The following is a 15,483-nucleotide window of genomic DNA, read 5'->3' as shown; positions in this document are numbered from 1 at the left end:
TGGTCGGTCACCGTGGTGCAACATACCCCCGGGGGGTATATTCCCGAGGCGGGCGATTCCGCGCGACCGGGAAGGGTCAGAGCTGGACGGCGGCGGCCGGCAGGAGGCCGAACTCGACCAGCTCGGCGTCGGTGAGGAGGCGGCTGCGGATCATGAAGCGCTTGCCCTCGGGCGCCTCGACGCTGAAGCCGCTCCCCCGCCCGTCGACCAGGTCGACGGTGAGGTGGGTGTGCTTCCAGTACTCGAACTGCGTCCGCGACATGTAGAACTCGATCGGGGCGAGCCCGTCGACGTGCAGTGTCTCGACGAGCACGTCGGACGCTCCCGTGCGGAACATCCCGACCGGGAAGCACATCGGCGAGCTGCCGTCGCAGCACCCGCCGGACTGGTGGAACATCAGCGGGCCGTGCAGCTCGCTCATCCTCCGCAGCATGCCGGCTGCCGCCTCGGTCACGTCGACTCGCGTGCTGTCCATGGGCGGTGTCCTCTCGGTGGTGGTGTCTAACCGGGTGGGTCTCGATACGCCCGCTGCGCGGGCTACTCGACCAGCATGCTCGCGTGAAGTGCGAGGCGGAGCGAGGGGTGCGTGCTGCCGCAGCTGCGGGAGGACGTGGGTCGCGATACGCCCGCTGCGCGGGCTACTCGACCAGCATGGAAGGGCCCGCAACCGCGGGAAGCGCGACGCGGATCCTGGGTGCGAAGCGGAGCGAGGAGGCCGAGCTCCCGCACCTGCTGGTCACGTGGGTCTCGATACGCCCGCTGCGCGGGCTACTCGACCAGCATTTCCGGCAAGGGAGAGCGCGGAGCGCGAATCCGCGTGCCAGCGGATTCGCGGAGCGCGACGCTCCCCGCTCCACTCAGCGCAACCACCTCGGTCAGCCGACCGCGGCGGTGATGACGAGCGGAGCGAGGAATCGCCGCAGGAGAGCACGGCGCGTGCCAGCGGATTCGCGGAGCGCGACGCTCCCCGCTCCACTCAGCGCGACCACCCCGGAAAGCCGACTGCGGCGGTGATGACGAGCGGAGCGAGGAATCGCCGCACGACAACTCAAAAAAAGCCCATGGGCCCTTCCGCGTAGCTGACGAGGAGGTTCTTCGTCTGCTGGTAGTGGTCGAGCATCATCTTGTGGTTCTCGCGGCCGATGCCGGACTGCTTGTAGCCGCCGAAGGCCGCGTGGGCCGGGTACTGGTGGTAGGTGTTGGACCAGACGCGGCCGGCCTCGATGGCGCGTCCGGCGCGGTAGAGCTGGGCGCCGTTGCGGCTCCAGACTCCGGCGCCGAGGCCGTAGAGGGTGTCGTTGGCGATGGCGATGCCGTCGTCGAAGTCCTCGAACGAGGTGAGGGCGAGGACGGGGCCGAAGATCTCCTCCTGGAAGATGCGCATGGAGTTGCGCCCCTCGAAGACCGTCGGGTTGACGTAGTAGCCGCCGCTGAGCTCGCCGCCGAGGTCGGCGCGGTCGCCGCCGATGAGCAGCTTCGCGCCCTCCTGCTTGCCGATGTCCATGTAGGAGAGGATCTTCTCCAGCTGGTCGTTGGAGGCCTGGGCGCCGATCATCGTCGAGACGTCGAGCGGGTTGCCCTGCTTGATCCGGCCGACGCGCTCGAGTCCGTCGCCGACGAAGTCGTCGTAGATGGACTTCTGCACGAGGGCGCGGGAGGGGCAGGTGCAGACCTCGCCCTGGTTGAGGGCGAAGAACGAGAAGCCCTCGAGCGCCTTGTCGTAGAAGGAGTCGCGCTCGGCGGCCACGTCGGCGAAGAACACGTTGGGGCTCTTGCCGCCGAGCTCGAGGGTGACCGGGATGAGGTTCTCGCTCGCGTACTGCATGATCAGGCGGCCTGTGGTCGTCTCGCCGGTGAAGGCGATCTTGCGGATCCGCGGGTGCGAGGCGAGCGGAGCGCCGGCCTCGATCCCGAAGCCGTTGACGATGTTGAGGACGCCGGCGGGCAGCAGGTCGTGGATCAGGTCCATCAGGACGTGGATCGAGGCGGGGGTCTGCTCGGCCGGCTTGAGCACGATGCAGTTGCCGGCGGCGAGCGCAGGGGCGAGCTTCCACACGGCCATCAGGATCGGGAAGTTCCAGGGGATGATCTGGCCGACCACGCCGAGCGGCTCGTGGAAGTGGTACGCGATGGTGTCGTGGTCGATCTCGGAGACGCCGCCCTCCTGGGCGCGCAGGGCGCCGGCGAAGTAGCGGAAGTGGTCGATCGCGAGGGGGATGTCGGCGGCGAGAGTCTCGCGCACCGGCTTGCCGTTCTCCCAGGTCTCGGCGACCGCGAGCAGCTCGAGGTTCGCCTCCATCCGGTCGGCGATGCGCAGCAGGACGTTCGCGCGCTCGGCGGGGCTGGTCTTGCCCCAGCTCGGGAAGGCCTTCCAGCCGGCCTCGACCGCGCGGTCGATGTCCTCGGCGGTGCCGCGGGCGATCTCGCAGAAGGGCTTCCCGGTGATCGGGGTGATGTTCTCGAAGTACTGGCCCTTCGCGGGGGCGACGTACTCGCCTCCGATGAAGTGGTCGTACCGGGAGCGGAACGAGGCGACGGATCCCTCCGTGCCCGGGTTGGCGTAGACCGTGGACTCCGGTTCCTTCGGTGCCTGGTCGGCTACCGGGTCGGCGTACAGCGTCATGTGGACCTCCATCGACGTCGTTGTCGGGTGAGTGCGGGGTGTCGCGCTCGGTCCGACCGTACGTCGCGGGAGGTTGCACGCCGTTGCACGGCCGCGCGGCGACGGAGGCGACGGCCGGACACGGGTCAGCGCTGCTCGGCCTCGAGCTCCTCCAGGTGCGCGACGATGCCGGCGCGGCGGGGCGAGCGGCGCGGCAGGATCCGCAGCAGCTCGGCCCAGACCTCCGCGTCGTCATGGCCGTCGGGCCCGTGCGCGTAGGCGAGCAGCGTCTCCGCGGCAGCGCTGGTGAGCACGGTGGCGCGGACGCGGGCGCGCAGCTCGTCGGCGATCGCGCGGATGCCCGGGGCCTCGGAGCCGGGCAGCGGGGCGCCGGCGTAGGCGTCGAGGGCGAGCCGGTGCGCGCCGCGGTCGAGCAGGCCGACGACCTGGCGCGCGTCGAGGTCGACCGGACTGGCCAGGCGGTACGGGCGCGAGAGCGGCACCAGCCTCGGGAGGCGCGGCTCGAGGATCCGGCGCAGGCGCACCATCTCGGCGCGCACGGTGACCACCGCGTCCTCCCGCCCGTAGAGCAGCTGGGCGAGCGCCTCGGCGGACAGCCCCGCGCGGTGCCAGGCGAGGAGGGTGAGGATCTCGGCGTGCCGGGTGGAGAGCTCGAGCTCGACGCCGTCGGCGGTGACGACGCCGGTCTCGCGGCCGAGGACGCGCAGGCTCGGCGCGCGGGCCGCCGCGGGCCGGGGTGGCGAGCGGCGGGGCTGCGCGCGGCGCGGGCGCTGCAGTCGCTGCACCATCAGCTGGCTCTCGACGGCCGCCGCGGTCGCCTCCATCAGCGGAAGGGTCTGCGGGGCGACGACCTCGGCGCCGCCGGTGATGTCGATCACACCGAGGATCTCGTGGGTCTCGGGGTCGTGGATCGGCACCGCGGTGCAGCTCCAGGGGTGGACGAGGGAGGCGAAGTGCTCGGCGCCGTGGATCTGCACGCCGTGATCGAGGACGAGGGCGGTGCCGGGAGCGGAGGTGCCGACGTCGGGCTCGGCCCAGGCCGCTCCCTCGACGAAGAGCATCCGCTCGGCGGAGCTCTTCAGCGCCTGGTCGCCGTCGATCCAGAGCAGCCGACCCAGGGCGTCGCCGACCGCGACGAGCACGCCGCTGTCCTCGTCGGCGTCGCGGACGAGGAGGCGCCGGATGACGGGCAGCACGGAGGCGAGCGGGTGGCCCATCCGGTAGTCGCGCAGCTCGTCGCTCGAGAAGGACAGCGGGGCCGTGAGCCGCTCGGGATCGAGGCGGTGGCGGCGCGCCCGCTCCCAGGAGGCCTCGACCAGCGGGCGGCGACGACCGCTGCCGGGCAGGGCGAGCCAGGGGTTGGTCATCTCATCCGCCCCTCGTCGTCGATCGGTGAGGCGCTCGGGCGCCGCGGCAGGGCAGAGGCTACTCCGCGAGGCTCGACGGCGCCTCAGGGGCGACGACCTCGGGCCTCCTGCGGCGCGCACTCCCCCGGCGCGCGGGCAGCGCCAGGAGCAGCACGGCGAGCACCAGGACGGCGATGCCGGCGACCGCGTCCGGTGTCAGCCGCTCGCCGAGCAGGGCGACGCCGAGGAGGGTCGCCGTCGCGGGCTCGACGAGGGTGAGCGTCGAGACCGTGGCGGCGGGCAGGAGGCGCAAGCCCCGCGCGAAGAAGGTGTAGGCGACCGCGACGGTCACCACGCCGAGCCAGAGCACGGCGGGGAGGGAGCCGGCGAGGCGTCCGGGGTCGCCCGCGAGCAGGACCGGCAGTGCGAGCAGCGCGGCGGTGCCGAACTGGGCGCCCATCGCGGCGGCCGGAGTGAAGCCGCGCTCGAGCAGCAGCTTGCCGCAGACGGCGTAGAGCGCGTAGGCGGCGCCGGCTCCGGCCGAGCCGGCGAGACCGAGCACGGAGACTCCGCCCGCGGCGCCGCCGGTCAGCAGGCCGGCGAGCAGCACGACGCCGACCGCGGCGAGCGCGGTCGAGGCGAACCAGCGCGGGCTCGGGGCGGAGCGCAGCAGGAGCCACTCGAGCAGTCCGGTGAAGGCGGGGGCGGAGCCGAGCGCGACGATCGTGCCGACCGCGACGCCGTTCTCGGCGGTGCCGGTGAAGAAGGCGGGCTGGTACGCGGCGACGCCGGCCGCACCGAGGAGGACGAGCAGCACCGTCGAGACGCGCGGCCTCCGGGCGGCGCGGCGGGGAGCGCGCGCCGTCTCGACGCCGAGCAGGGCGGCCAGCAGCGCCCCGCCGAGCACGATCCGGGCGGCGCCGAGCAGCAGCGGATCGACGCCCTGGGCGCCCAGCGACTGCGCGGTGCCGGTGGTGCCGAAGCAGACCGCGGCGAGGAGGATCGCGGCGACCGCGGACCCGCGAGACCCCATCTCCGCCCCGTCCCGCGGCCGGGCGGCGCGCGGGCTCCAGTCTGGCAGCGGCGGACCTTCCGCCGTTCAGGTTCCGGGCCCGGGATGGCGGTACGGTCGAGGCGAAGGCGGGTGGAGCATGGGCATCGCGGAACCGTTCGACGTGGAGAGCTACCGTCGCAGCGCGCACGGCAGCCTCCGCGACCACTTCTCGATCCGCGAGTTCGAGGAGGCGCCGCTGGATCGCGAGGCGATCGTCGCGTCCGCCTACCTCCGCGCTCTCGAGCACGCGGCCGTCGTGCGGGTGCTGCCGCTCGCGCGGGCGCACCCCGATCCGCGGGTGCGGTCGTTCGCGACGACCTGGGCCGCCGAGCGGCACCGGATCGCCGATGCGCTCGGCGAGGTGCTGGCGGCCTCGCCGCGGATCCGCGGCGTCGAGACCGGCCCGGCCGAGCCCGTGGTCCGGAGCCGGGTGCTGCGCGACCGCTCGTCCCGGCTGCTCGCGGGGCCCATCGCCCTCGCGCTGGCGGTCGACGCGCAGATCGCGCTGCACGCCTACCGTCGCCTCGCCCGGTTGTCACTGCACCCCGAGATGGAGCGGCTCGCCGAGACCGTCGCCGCGATCCTCGAGCGGCACGCCGACTTCTTCGGCGAGCTCGCGGCGGACACGATCGGCCGGCCGCTGCGCCGCCGGATCGTCGCGGCCGCCGTGCTCGCCGCCGCGCGCCTGCCGGTCGGCGAGGCGGCGCTGCCCGAGGAGCTGGCCCGCGAGGGACGCGAGCTGGTCTTCGGCCGCGACGACGGCGGACTCGACGGGATCGACGCGGGCGTCGTCGCGCTCTACGCGCTGCCCTGCACGGCGGCGCGGCGGCTGCTGCGGCCGCACCGCACGCTGCCGCTGCGCGCGGCGGTGCAGGCGGGGCGCGTCGGGGCCGACGTGGTCGCGGGGGTGCGGGAGCTGCGGTCGCTGGTCGCGGACTGAGCGGGCGGCGACCCTGAGCGCCGCGCCTCTCGAGGACGCCCTCCGCGCTACGCGGATTCCCGCTGGACGAGGCTCACGGGCAGGATCCGCTGCCGGTCGACCTCGCGTCCCTGCAGGACGGCGACGACGGTCTCGGCGGCGATGCGGCCCATCTCCGCGAGGGGCTGGCGGATCGTCGTGATCGGCGGGTCCGTCGTGGTCGCGATGACGACGTCGTCGAAGCCCACGACCGAGACGTCCGTCGGCACGCGCCGCCCCGCGGCCCGGAGGACGTGGATCGCGCCGTGCGCCATCAGGTCGGAGGAGGCGAAGATCCCGTCGAGATCGGGGTAGCGCTGCAGGAGGCGCACCATCGCGGTCACGCCGCTCTCGACCGTGAACGCACCGTGCGCGAGGGGCGCGTAGTCGATGCCCAGGTGCTCCAGTTCGTCGCGCCAGCCGCGCAGCCGCTCACGGGCGGGCTTCATGTCGTGGGGGCCCGTGATGATGCCGAGTCGCCGACGGCCGGACTCGGCCAGCACTCGTGCGGCGAGCCTCCCTCCCCCGTAGTTGTCCGCATCGATCACGAGCGCGTCGTCCGCGAGGGCGACCCGCGGCCGTCCCACCCAGGCGATCGGGGCCGGAGAGTCGGCCAGCTCCTGGGTCACCTGGGTCATCTCGTTCTGCAGGATCACGACGGCCCCGTCGACCGCGCGCGTGCGGAGGAGCCGGGCGACGCGGCCCCTGTCGTCGTAGTCCGCGGGCAGCAGGACCGGCTGGACCCCCTGGGCGTGCAGGCTCGCCGCGGCGCCCTTCAGGACCGCCGTGAGGATCGTCCCGGGCAGGCGGTCGAGATCCTCGAAAGCGACGATCAGCGCGATCGAGCCCGCGCGTCCCCCGCGCAGCATGCGGGCGGCGCCGTTCGCCTCGTAGCCCAGCTGCTTCGCGGCGCGCTCCACGGCGGCGGTCATGCCGGCGTCGACGTTGGTCCGGCCCGCGAGCACGCGCGCGGCGGTCGCGCGGGACACCCCCGCGATGCGCGCGACGTCCACCAGTGTCGGTTCAGCCATCGCCTGTCCTTCTGTCGAGGAGGAGCGACCGCCACGGCGTCGCGGGAGCGCCACGAGTCACCGTCCCGTGCTCCGAAGACACAGGATGTCAGAGTTCGGTCCGCGCACTGCCGGCTGCGATCGGGGGCTTGCGGGCGCAGCGGGACGCGGTCCGCGTGACGCCGGAGTCCCGATCCGCCGAAACACCCGTGTCACCTCCCTGGGGTACGGTGACCGCCGGGGTTCGCGAGGAGACGCATGCACGGAGCAGGACGGCTGGCACGGCGCCTCGGCGTCGGCGCCCTCGCCGCGCTCGTGCTGGTGGTCGGCGCCGGGATCCCCGTCTACGTGCTGCCCGCGATCGATCCGGTGCCGGAGCACGCCGACGCGGTGCTCGTCCTCGGGCCGCCCACCCGCGCGCGCACCGAGCTCGGCCGCGACCTCGTCGAGGCGGGAGTGGCCGACACCCTGGTGATCTCGGTCTGGGCCTCGGATCTGGCCGCGGCTCCGGGCGAGAACGACGTGGTCGCCTGCGACGAGCCGGACATGGACGTGATCTGCTTCACCGCCGAGCCCGGGACCACCCAGGGCGAGGCGCGCGCCCTGGCCGACGACGCGCGGGCGGACCACTGGGACAGCGTCGTCGTCATCACGCAGACCCCGCACATCGCCCGGGCGCGGCTGCTGCTCGGCCGCTGCTTCGACGGCGAGCTGTCGATGGTGTCCTCCGGCGAGCCGTACACGCTCGGCGACTGGGCCTACGAGTACGTCTACCAGACCGGCGCGTTCGTGAAGGCGCTCGCGGACCCGGCCTGCTGACCGGACCCGTGCCGACCCGGGCCGCTCAGCCCAGCAGCTCGCGCACGTCCTCCGCGGTGATGCCGCCGGTCGCCGCCGCGCCGTCGTCGGACATCACGGCCGCGAACAGGGCGGCCTTCGCCTCCTTGAGCGCCATCACCTTCTCCTCGATGGTGTCCTTCGCGACGAGCCGGTAGACCATCACCGAGCGGGTCTGGCCGATGCGGTGCGCGCGGTCGACGGCCTGCGACTCCGTCGCCGGGTTCCACCACGGGTCGAGCAGGATGCAGTAGTCGGCCTCGGTGAGGTTGAGACCGAAGCCGCCCGCCTTCAGCGAGATGAGGAAGACGCCCGCCTCGCCGGAGCGGAAGCGGTCGATCACCTCGTCGCGCTTCTTGGTGGCGCCGTCGAGGTAGGCGTACTCGACGCCGGCCGCGTCGAGCCGGCCGCGCACCCGGCCGAGGAAGCGGGTGAACTGGCTGAAGACCAGCACCCGGTGCCCCTCGGCGAGCGCGTCGGCGAGGAGCTCGTCGAGCAGGTCGAGCTTGGTCGACGGCACCGTGGCGTGCGCCTCGTCGACCAGGGCCGCGTCGAGCGCGACCTGGCGGAGCACGGTGAGGGCGCGGAAGATCGCGAAGCGGTTCTTCTCGAAGTCGCCGATCAGGCCGAGCACCCGCTGCCGCTCGCGGGCGAGGTAGGTGTCGTAGACCTTGCGCTGGCGGGTGCCGAGCTCGACCTCGATGGTCTGCTCCTGCTTGGGCGGCAGCTCCGTGGCGACGAGCTCCTTGGTGCGGCGGAGCATCAGCGGGCGGATGCGGCGGCGCAGCTGGCTGAGCCGCTCGGTGTCGGCGTCGCGCTCGATCGGCTTCTGGTAGTACTCGGCGAAGCCGGCCGGCGAGGGGAAGAGGCCCGGAGCGACGATCGACAGCAGCGACCAGAGCTCCATCACGTTGTTCTCCATCGGCGTGCCCGTGATGGCGAGCTTGAACGGCACGTCGAGGCGCCGGGCGAGCTGGTGGGTGGCCGACTGGCGGTTCTTGACGAACTGCGCCTCGTCGAGCAGGAAGCCGGACCACTGGATCCCGGCGTAGGACTCGTAGTCGAGGCGGAAGAGGGCGTAGGAGGTGACGACCAGCTCGGCCTCGCCGATCGTCGTCGACAGCGCCTTGCGCTTCTTCTTCGAGGTCTCGTCGATGCCGACCACGCGCAGGTCGGGGGCGAAGCGCTTGGCCTCCCCGACCCAGTTGGGCACGACGCTCGTCGGGGCGACGACGAGGAACGGGCGGGGCGAGGTGCCGGCGCTCGCGGCGGCCGCGCGCTGCTCCTGCATCACCCGGGTGACCAGCGCGAGCGACTGCACGGTCTTGCCGAGGCCCATGTCGTCGGCGAGGACGCCGCCGAGCTGGTTGTCGTAGAGGAAGGACAGCCAGTCGTAGCCGAGCTGCTGGTACGGCCGCAGCTCGACGGCGAAGCCCTCGGGCAGGGCGCGCGACTCGAGGGCGCCGGTCGCGGTGAAGCCGGAGAGGCCCTCGACCGAGCGGCGCCAGGCCGCGGCCTGCGCCTCGACGACGCCGAGCTCGACCAGCTCGTCCCAGAGCGAGGACTGGAAGCGGCTGATCCGCAGCGTCTCACTCGGGTCGTCCGAGAGCTCGCGCGCCTCGGCGATCAGCTCGCGGAGGCGGCCGAAGCGCTCGTCGTCCAGCGCGAAGTAGACGCCGCTCGGCAGCACCATGTACTCGTCGCCGCGGGCCAGGGCGAGGAAGATCTCGGCGAGCGGGACCGCCTCGTCGTTGACCGTGACCGAGATCTCGAGGTTGAACCAGTCGCGGCTGTCCGGCTGGGCGACCGTCTGCACGGCGACGACCGGGGCGGTCTCCGCCTCGCGGTACTCGACGCGCTGGCCGATCTCCTCGATCTCGACGGTGCCGAGCTCGCGCAGGCGCTCGACCTCGCCGGTGAGGAAGCCGACGGTCTGCATGCCGCGCAGGTCGAAGGTGGGGCGGAGGCGGCGGCTCGACGGCGAGACCAGGGCGGGCGTCGACTCCGGGTCGATGCCGGCGCCGCCGAGCGAGTCGAGGATCCGCTGCTCGGCCTCGGCGTCGCGGTAGCCGGACTCGTCGTCCAGCCGGAGCGGCAGGCGCTCGGCCTCGGTGCCGCGGCCGCCCTCGATGCCGTAGCGCCACCACCAGGAGCCGCGGAGTCCCGCGCCCTCGGTGTGCTCGAGGGTGAGGCCGAGCCGCGGCTCGGGGACGGGCGGTGCCTCGAAGGAGCCGTCGCGCGAGACGATGTCGAAGAGGCGGTGCAGGCGCTGGTAGTGCTCTGTGAGGAACGCCGACTCCTCCTGCTCCGGGATGCGGATCGGCTCGTTGCTCCAGAGGAAGGTCCGGGCGGAGGAGACCAGCGGCGCCGCGAACGGCACGAGCGTGACGGCCTTGCCGCGCAGCTCGTCGCCCTCGTCCCAGGTGTAGAGGCCGACGGCGGGGTCGCCGATGAAGCCGAAGTGCTCGGGCGCCGGGTGGTCGCCGATCGCGACGAGCGAGCGCAGCTCGAGGCCGGCCGGGGTGCGGGTGACGTCGATGGACGCCGTGGCGGTGGTGTCGAGGATCTTAAGCGGGGTCTGGTCGCGGTCGCCCATGACCAGGCCGATGCCGGCGCGGACGGCGCCGTGCAGGGCCGCCCAGATCGCCTCGCTCCGGCACTGGTCGAGGTAGAGCCAGGTGTCGGGCGAGTAGTAGCTGGAGGCGCTGTGCCCGGAGAGCAGGCCCTGCATCTCGCGGACGACGTCGATCTGGCGCTCGTCGTAGTCGTGGCTGTAGTGGAGGTAGCCGAGGTCGCGCCAGCTGGTGCCGGTGCGGACCCAGCGGTCGCGGTCGCCCATCCGCACCGGGCGGACGCCGAGGCGCGGGCGCGGCTCGGGCGGCGGACGGTAGCTGTTGTAGCGGCCGGGCGGGCGGCGCACGGGCTCGCCGGGGAGGAGCTCGAACTGGAGGCCGAGCGGGATGCCGGAGTGCGAGCGCTCGGCGCCCGCGAGCAGCGGCGCGAGGGCGCTGCGCCACTCCGGGACCGCGTCGACGGCGGCCTCGCCGGGGAACGGGCCGCTCAGGGCGCCCTCGCGCTCGCGGCGCAGCGCCTCGATCAGGACGGCGGCGACGTGCTTGCACTCGTGCTTGACCGGGCAGCTGCAGGCGCCGCCGAGGAGGATCGAGTGGTCGCCCTCGTCGCGCAGCTGCACGCTCACGGCGTAGGGCGAGCGGCCGGAGCCGCGGACCTGGCCGAAGAGCCGGGTGCGCCCGCCGAACCACTGCAGCTCGGCGACGCGGCCCTCGTCGGCGTAGGCGACGCCCTTGTCGAGGGCGGCGGTGCCGACGAGTCCCCGGATGTCCTGCTCGCTGAAGGGTTCGCGGCCCTCGGCCCCGGGCGCGGCCGAGGGGGGCAGCACCTCTTCGGGGGGACTCTGGCGGGCCATGGACCTCACGCTCTCCGCGCACCGACCGGAGCGCATCCGTCCATTCAACCCGATTCCGGAGGCGCCGGGAGCCGCGGGGCGGGATCCGCGCCCTCCGCGCCCGCTCCTACGATGGACGGATGCCCCGCCTGTCGATCGTCTCGGCGCACACCTCGCCCCTCGAGCAGCCCTCGACCGGCGACGCCGGCGGGATGAACGTGTACCTCGCCGGGGTGCTGCCCGAGCTCGCGGCGCTCGGCTGGGAGGTCACCGTGCTCACCCGCGGCGAGGGCGTGCGGCGGCTCGCGCCGGGGGTCTCGGTCGTCGGCGTGCCGGTCGAGGCGGCCGACAAGTACGCGCTGGCCGCCTCCGCGCCGGCGTTCGCCGAGGCCGCCGTGGGTGCGGACGTCGTGCACTCGCACTACTGGGTGTCGGGGCTGGCGGGGGCGCTGACCGGCGCTCCGCACGTGCACTCGATGCACTCGAACTCGCTGGCGAAGAACGTGCGGCTGGTGCCGGGCGACGTGCGGGAGCCGGAGGAGCGGATCCGCGCCGAGCGCTCGGTGCTGGGCTCGGCGGACGCGGTGGTGGTCGCGGGGGCGTCGGAGCGGTCGGACGTCGTGGACGGCTACGGGGTGGATCCGGCGCGCGTGCTGGTCGTGCCGCCGGGGGTCGATGCGCGGTTCTCGCCGGGTGACGGCGAGCGCGCGCGGGAGATCGTGCTGCTCGGGCGAGTGCAGCCGCTGAAGGGGCAGCTGCTGGCGGTGCAGGCGCTGGCGCGGATCCCGGTGGGCGAGCGGCCGCTGCTGCGGCTGGCGGGCGGGCCGGCGCCGGGACGCGAGGGGTACCTGGAGGAGGTGCGCGCGGCGGCGCAGGAGCTCGGCGTGGACGAGTGGGTGCGCTTCGAGGGCGTGGCAGACCGGGAGACGGCGGCGGCGCTGCTGCGCGGGGCGCGGCTCGCGCTGGTGCCGTCGGCGGCGGAGACGTTCGGGCTGATCGCGCTCGAGGCGGCGGCGAGTGCGACGCCGGTGCTCGCGCGGCGGACGACCGGGCTGGTCGACGCGGTGCGCGACGGCGAGAGCGGCGTGCTCATCGACTCCGGCGACCCGGCGGTGTGGGCGGCGGAGATCGGCCGGCTGCTCGCCGACGACGCCGAGCGCGCGCGTCTCGGCCGCGGCGGCGTGCAGTGGGCGGCGGCCCACACCTGGGCGGCCGCGGCGGCGCGCCTGGACGCGCTCTACCGCGGGCTGCTGCGGGGGCGCTGACGCCGACACGCGGATCGAGCAGCCCTCGCAGAGGGCGTATCGAGATCCACCGTCGTCCGGTGCGCGGGTCTCGATACGCCGCGATGCGGCTACTCGACCACCATAGGGGCGCTGCTCCGCGGCTCCGCAGGCGGTCAGTCGGCGATGGCCGGGGTGCCCGGGTCGAAGTGGGCGCCGCGGGTGGAGCGGTACCAGGGGGCGAGGCGGTCGGGCGAGACGGCGACCATGGCCGCGCCGGTGAAGCCGGCGTCGTTGCCGAAGCGGGCGGAGACGATCTCGGTGCCGAGGTCGAGGAAGCGGGCGAACTCGTCGAAGACGTGCGCCGCCGCTCCGCCGATCACGAAGAGCTGCGGCGAGAGCAGCATCTCGAGGTGCCGGTAGTAGACGTTGAGGCGTCCCGCCCACTCCTCGAGGGTGATGCCCTCGCGGCGGACGGCGGAGAAGCCGACGCGCGGCTCGAAGTCGGGGCCGTCGATGTGCACGTGGCCGAGCTCGGAGTTGGGGATGACCTCGCCCTCGTAGACCAGCGCGGTGCCGATCCCGGTGCCGAGGGTGGTGAGCAGGCAGAGGCCCTCGCGGTCGCGCATCGCGCCGAACTCGCGCTCGGCGACCCCTGCGGCGTCCGCGTCGTTGACGACGACGACGTCGACACCGGTCGCCTCGGACAGCAGGGCCTGCGCGTCGATCCCGACCCAGCGCTGCGAGACGTGGGTGGTCTGCCGCACGATGCCGCCGCGGACGATGCCGGGGAAGCCGACGCCGACGGGCGTGCCGGCGATCGGCGAGACGTCGCGGACGATGCCGGCGATGGCCGCGGCGAAGTCCTCGGGCTCCTTGCCGACGGGGTTCGCGACGGCGAAGCGGCGGGCGGCGCGCTCGCCGGTGGTCACGTCGACGAGGGAGGCCTTGATCGAGGTGCCGCCGATGTCGACGCCGACGGCGAAGCGCGGGAGGAGGCCGTCCTGGGGCTGGGTCACGGATGCTCCGTCTGGGAAGTGGTGGCGAGGGCTGACCTCGGGCTCGCGGGAACGCGCACGGCTCGCCGGATCACAGGATCCCGACGAGCATTGGACGAGTCTACGAGCCGGAGGTCCGAGCGGGCTCGGAGGTGGCGTCGAGGCCGTCCAGGAGGTAGGCGATCACCGGCTCGTAGAGGTGCACGGCGAGGCCGTCGTCGATCGGGACGACCACCTCGATCGAGCCCTGCGCCTCGGCGACGAAGACGGCGGGGTCGTTGCAGTCGGCGATGGCGATCGTCGGGAGGCCGCGCCGCCCGGACGCGCCCGCCCAGCCGTGGTCGGCGACGACGAGGTCAGGGCGGATGCCGAGCGCCTCGAGCTCGTCGAGCAGGGCGTTCATCGGCTCGGCCGAGTGGGTGTGCTGCAGGCTGCCGCCGCGGTAGGCGCAGGTGACGCCGCCGGTGCACCACAGCCGCTGGTGCTCGTCGGCCAGAGCGACCCGGATGCCGTCGGGGCGGGCGAACGGGAGGGCGTTCACGTCGATCACGCGGGCGCCCGCCGCCGTCGCGGCCGCGGCGAGCCGACGGTAGACGTCCAGCAGGGTCGCGGGGTGCGCGGTGGCGAAGAGGATCAGCGCGCCCTCGCGGACGGCGCGGGCGAAGCGGTCGCGGTAGGCGTCGAGCGCGGCGACGGTGAGCGCGGCGTCGATCCGGTCCTGGCCGTGCTCGAACGCGGGGTCGGTGCTGATGCCGACCCGCTCCCCCATCAGGGCGAGCAGGCTCTCGACGTCCCAGTGCTCGGCGACGTCGACGCCGTAGAGGTGGGCGGGCTCACGGGCGGCCAGGCGGCGGAGGTTGCCGAGGTTGCTCGCGCGGCCGGTGAGGACGGCGCCGGTGAGGAGCGACTCGTCGAGGATCGCGGCGAGCGCGGCGGCGGACAGCGGCATGCGGAGGGGCCTTCCGGTGGGGGTCCCTCGAGCGTAGTTCGAAACTCGTGCTTGACGAGTGATTGTCGCCGATATATCGTTACTACATCGCCGACAGATCGTGAGCACTCACTCCGACGGGCGAGACGGATTTCGAGAGGAATCCCCTGACACGAGAAGAGACACCATGAACACCAGGAACTCCTTCCACGACCACAGCGACCGCTTCGACCGCTCGCACGGCGACCACGACCACGGCCACGGCGGCCACGACCAGCCCGGCCGCCGCGAGCGCCGCGGCCCCGGCGGACACGGCCGCGGCTTCGGTCCCGGCTTCGGCTTCGGCCCGGGCTTCGGCGGCTTCGGCCCCGGCTTCGGCGGCCCCGGCTTCGGCCGCGGCGGCGGACGGGCCCGACGGGGCGACGTCCGCGCCGCCCTGCTCTCCCTCCTCGCCGAGAAGTCCTCGAACGGCTACGGCCTGATCAAGGCGATCGCCGAGAAGACCAACGGCTCGTGGCGCCCCAGCCCCGGCTCGGTCTACCCCACGCTCCAGCAGCTCGTCGATGAGGGCCTCATCACGGCCGTCGGCGAGGGCCGCGGCACCGAGTACCAGCTCACCGACGCGGGCGGCACCTACGTGCGCGAGCACGCCGACGAGCTCGCCGCCGCCTGGGAGGCCACTCCCGGAGCGAGCGACGCGGACCGCGAGTTCGTCGAGAACATCGGCAAGCTGATGGGCGTCGTCCAGCAGTTCCGCGGAGCCTCGGAGGCGCAGCGCGCCGCCGCCTCCGCGAAGCTCGACGAGACCCGCCGCGCGCTGTACCTGATCCTCGCGGACTGACGAGGTTCGGCCGCCGGTGTGCCGGTCGAGCGGCCCTGCCTCATGCTGGTCGAGCAGCCCCGCCTCATGGTGGTCGAGCAGCCCCGCAGGGGCGTATCGAGACCCGGCGTGCTCAGCAGGGCGGGACTGCAGACCCACCTCCGAACGGTGGTGGATCTCGATACGCCCGCGGAGCGGGCTACTCGATCAGCATGAACGGGGCGCGGTCCTGCGGTGGCGGCGATCATGCTGGTCGAGTAGCCCCGCAGATCGCGCAGTC

Annotated in this window: 12 protein-coding genes; 4 read left to right on the top strand and 8 right to left on the bottom strand. The window is 73.7% G+C overall.

Annotated features, from left to right (window positions below; genetic code table 11):
• Positions 1-76: 76 nt before the first annotated feature.
• The 4 genes from EDF45_RS14520 to EDF45_RS14505 all read right to left on the bottom strand — a co-directional run bounded on the left by EDF45_RS14520 (position 77) and on the right by EDF45_RS14505 (position 5,002).
• The gene (locus tag EDF45_RS14520; protein WP_123736755.1) at positions 77-475 is read right to left on the bottom strand and encodes a DUF779 domain-containing protein; all 399 of its coding nucleotides are present in this window, start codon (positions 473-475) and stop codon (positions 77-79) included.
• Between the two features lie 573 nt (positions 476-1,048).
• Positions 1,049-2,623, bottom strand: a complete 1,575-nt coding sequence (locus tag EDF45_RS14515; RefSeq protein WP_123736754.1) for an aldehyde dehydrogenase family protein — start codon at positions 2,621-2,623, stop codon at positions 1,049-1,051.
• Positions 2,624-2,748: 125 nt separating this feature from the next.
• Positions 2,749-3,990 carry a helix-turn-helix domain-containing protein gene (locus EDF45_RS14510; protein ID WP_123736753.1) on the bottom strand — a complete coding sequence of 414 codons (1,242 nt, stop codon included), beginning with the start codon at positions 3,988-3,990 and terminating at the stop codon, positions 2,749-2,751.
• Positions 3,991-4,048: 58 nt separating this feature from the next.
• Positions 4,049-5,002: a DMT family transporter gene (locus tag EDF45_RS14505; RefSeq protein WP_123736752.1), complete on the bottom strand. Its 954-nt coding sequence runs from the start codon at positions 5,000-5,002 to the stop codon at positions 4,049-4,051.
• A 118-nt stretch (positions 5,003-5,120) separates the two neighbouring features.
• Here EDF45_RS14505 and EDF45_RS14500 point away from each other — a divergent pair, with 118 nt between their 5' ends.
• On the top strand, positions 5,121-5,963 hold the full coding sequence (locus EDF45_RS14500) for a ferritin-like domain-containing protein (RefSeq protein WP_123736751.1): 843 nt from the start codon (positions 5,121-5,123) through the stop codon (positions 5,961-5,963).
• Positions 5,964-6,010: 47 nt separating this feature from the next.
• Here the strand turns inward: EDF45_RS14500 and EDF45_RS14495 are convergent, their stop codons facing one another.
• Positions 6,011-7,012 (bottom strand): LacI family DNA-binding transcriptional regulator, encoded by a 1,002-nt coding sequence (locus EDF45_RS14495; RefSeq protein WP_123736750.1) that lies wholly within the window; start codon positions 7,010-7,012, stop codon positions 6,011-6,013.
• Positions 7,013-7,249: 237 nt separating this feature from the next.
• Between EDF45_RS14495 and EDF45_RS14490 the strand changes: the two genes are divergently transcribed.
• A complete protein-coding gene (locus EDF45_RS14490; RefSeq protein ID WP_123736749.1) occupies positions 7,250-7,810 on the top strand; it encodes a hypothetical protein in 561 nt (186 codons plus the stop codon).
• A 25-nt stretch (positions 7,811-7,835) separates the two neighbouring features.
• Here the strand turns inward: EDF45_RS14490 and EDF45_RS14485 are convergent, their stop codons facing one another.
• The gene (locus tag EDF45_RS14485) at positions 7,836-11,255 is read right to left on the bottom strand and encodes a DEAD/DEAH box helicase (protein ID WP_148060297.1); all 3,420 of its coding nucleotides are present in this window, start codon (positions 11,253-11,255) and stop codon (positions 7,836-7,838) included.
• A 119-nt stretch (positions 11,256-11,374) separates the two neighbouring features.
• On the opposite strand from EDF45_RS14485, the gene EDF45_RS14480 reads away from it, so the two are divergent.
• Positions 11,375-12,499 carry a glycosyltransferase gene (locus EDF45_RS14480; RefSeq protein WP_123736747.1) on the top strand — a complete coding sequence of 375 codons (1,125 nt, stop codon included), beginning with the start codon at positions 11,375-11,377 and terminating at the stop codon, positions 12,497-12,499.
• A gap of 134 nt (positions 12,500-12,633) precedes the next feature.
• Here EDF45_RS14480 and EDF45_RS14475 read toward each other — a convergent pair whose 3' ends face one another.
• Together EDF45_RS14475 and EDF45_RS14470 are read right to left on the bottom strand one after the other, a co-directional pair.
• Positions 12,634-13,476 (bottom strand): ROK family protein, encoded by an 843-nt coding sequence (locus EDF45_RS14475; RefSeq protein ID WP_123446641.1) that lies wholly within the window; start codon positions 13,474-13,476, stop codon positions 12,634-12,636.
• A gap of 100 nt (positions 13,477-13,576) precedes the next feature.
• Entirely contained in the window at positions 13,577-14,404 is an 828-nt protein-coding gene (locus EDF45_RS14470; RefSeq protein ID WP_123736746.1) for a phosphatase, read from the bottom strand.
• Positions 14,405-14,570: 166 nt separating this feature from the next.
• Here EDF45_RS14470 and EDF45_RS14465 point away from each other — a divergent pair, with 166 nt between their 5' ends.
• A complete protein-coding gene (locus EDF45_RS14465) occupies positions 14,571-15,224 on the top strand; it encodes a PadR family transcriptional regulator (RefSeq protein ID WP_123736745.1) in 654 nt (217 codons plus the stop codon).
• Positions 15,225-15,483: the final 259 nt, after the last annotated feature.

The organism is Rathayibacter sp. PhB186 (assembly GCF_003751825.1).
Taxonomy (GTDB): domain Bacteria; phylum Actinomycetota; class Actinomycetes; order Actinomycetales; family Microbacteriaceae; genus Rathayibacter; species Rathayibacter festucae.
This window is presented reverse-complemented; position numbering and strand designations above follow the sequence as displayed.

Coding starts and splice junctions, on each gene's coding strand:
- EDF45_RS14495 (WP_123736750.1), bottom strand. CDS start 7,012: ATGGCTGAACCGACACTGGTGGACGTCGCGCGCATCGCGGGGGTGTCC.
- EDF45_RS14510 (WP_123736753.1), bottom strand. CDS start 3,990: ATGACCAACCCCTGGCTCGCCCTGCCCGGCAGCGGTCGTCGCCGCCCG.
- EDF45_RS14520 (WP_123736755.1), bottom strand. CDS start 475: ATGGACAGCACGCGAGTCGACGTGACCGAGGCGGCAGCCGGCATGCTG.
- EDF45_RS14490 (WP_123736749.1), top strand. CDS start 7,250: ATGCACGGAGCAGGACGGCTGGCACGGCGCCTCGGCGTCGGCGCCCTC.
- EDF45_RS14515 (WP_123736754.1), bottom strand. CDS start 2,623: ATGACGCTGTACGCCGACCCGGTAGCCGACCAGGCACCGAAGGAACCG.
- EDF45_RS14470 (WP_123736746.1), bottom strand. CDS start 14,404: ATGCCGCTGTCCGCCGCCGCGCTCGCCGCGATCCTCGACGAGTCGCTC.
- EDF45_RS14485 (WP_148060297.1), bottom strand. CDS start 11,255: ATGGCCCGCCAGAGTCCCCCCGAAGAGGTGCTGCCCCCCTCGGCCGCG.
- EDF45_RS14500 (WP_123736751.1), top strand. CDS start 5,121: ATGGGCATCGCGGAACCGTTCGACGTGGAGAGCTACCGTCGCAGCGCG.
- EDF45_RS14465 (WP_123736745.1), top strand. CDS start 14,571: ATGAACACCAGGAACTCCTTCCACGACCACAGCGACCGCTTCGACCGC.
- EDF45_RS14505 (WP_123736752.1), bottom strand. CDS start 5,002: ATGGGGTCTCGCGGGTCCGCGGTCGCCGCGATCCTCCTCGCCGCGGTC.
- EDF45_RS14480 (WP_123736747.1), top strand. CDS start 11,375: ATGCCCCGCCTGTCGATCGTCTCGGCGCACACCTCGCCCCTCGAGCAG.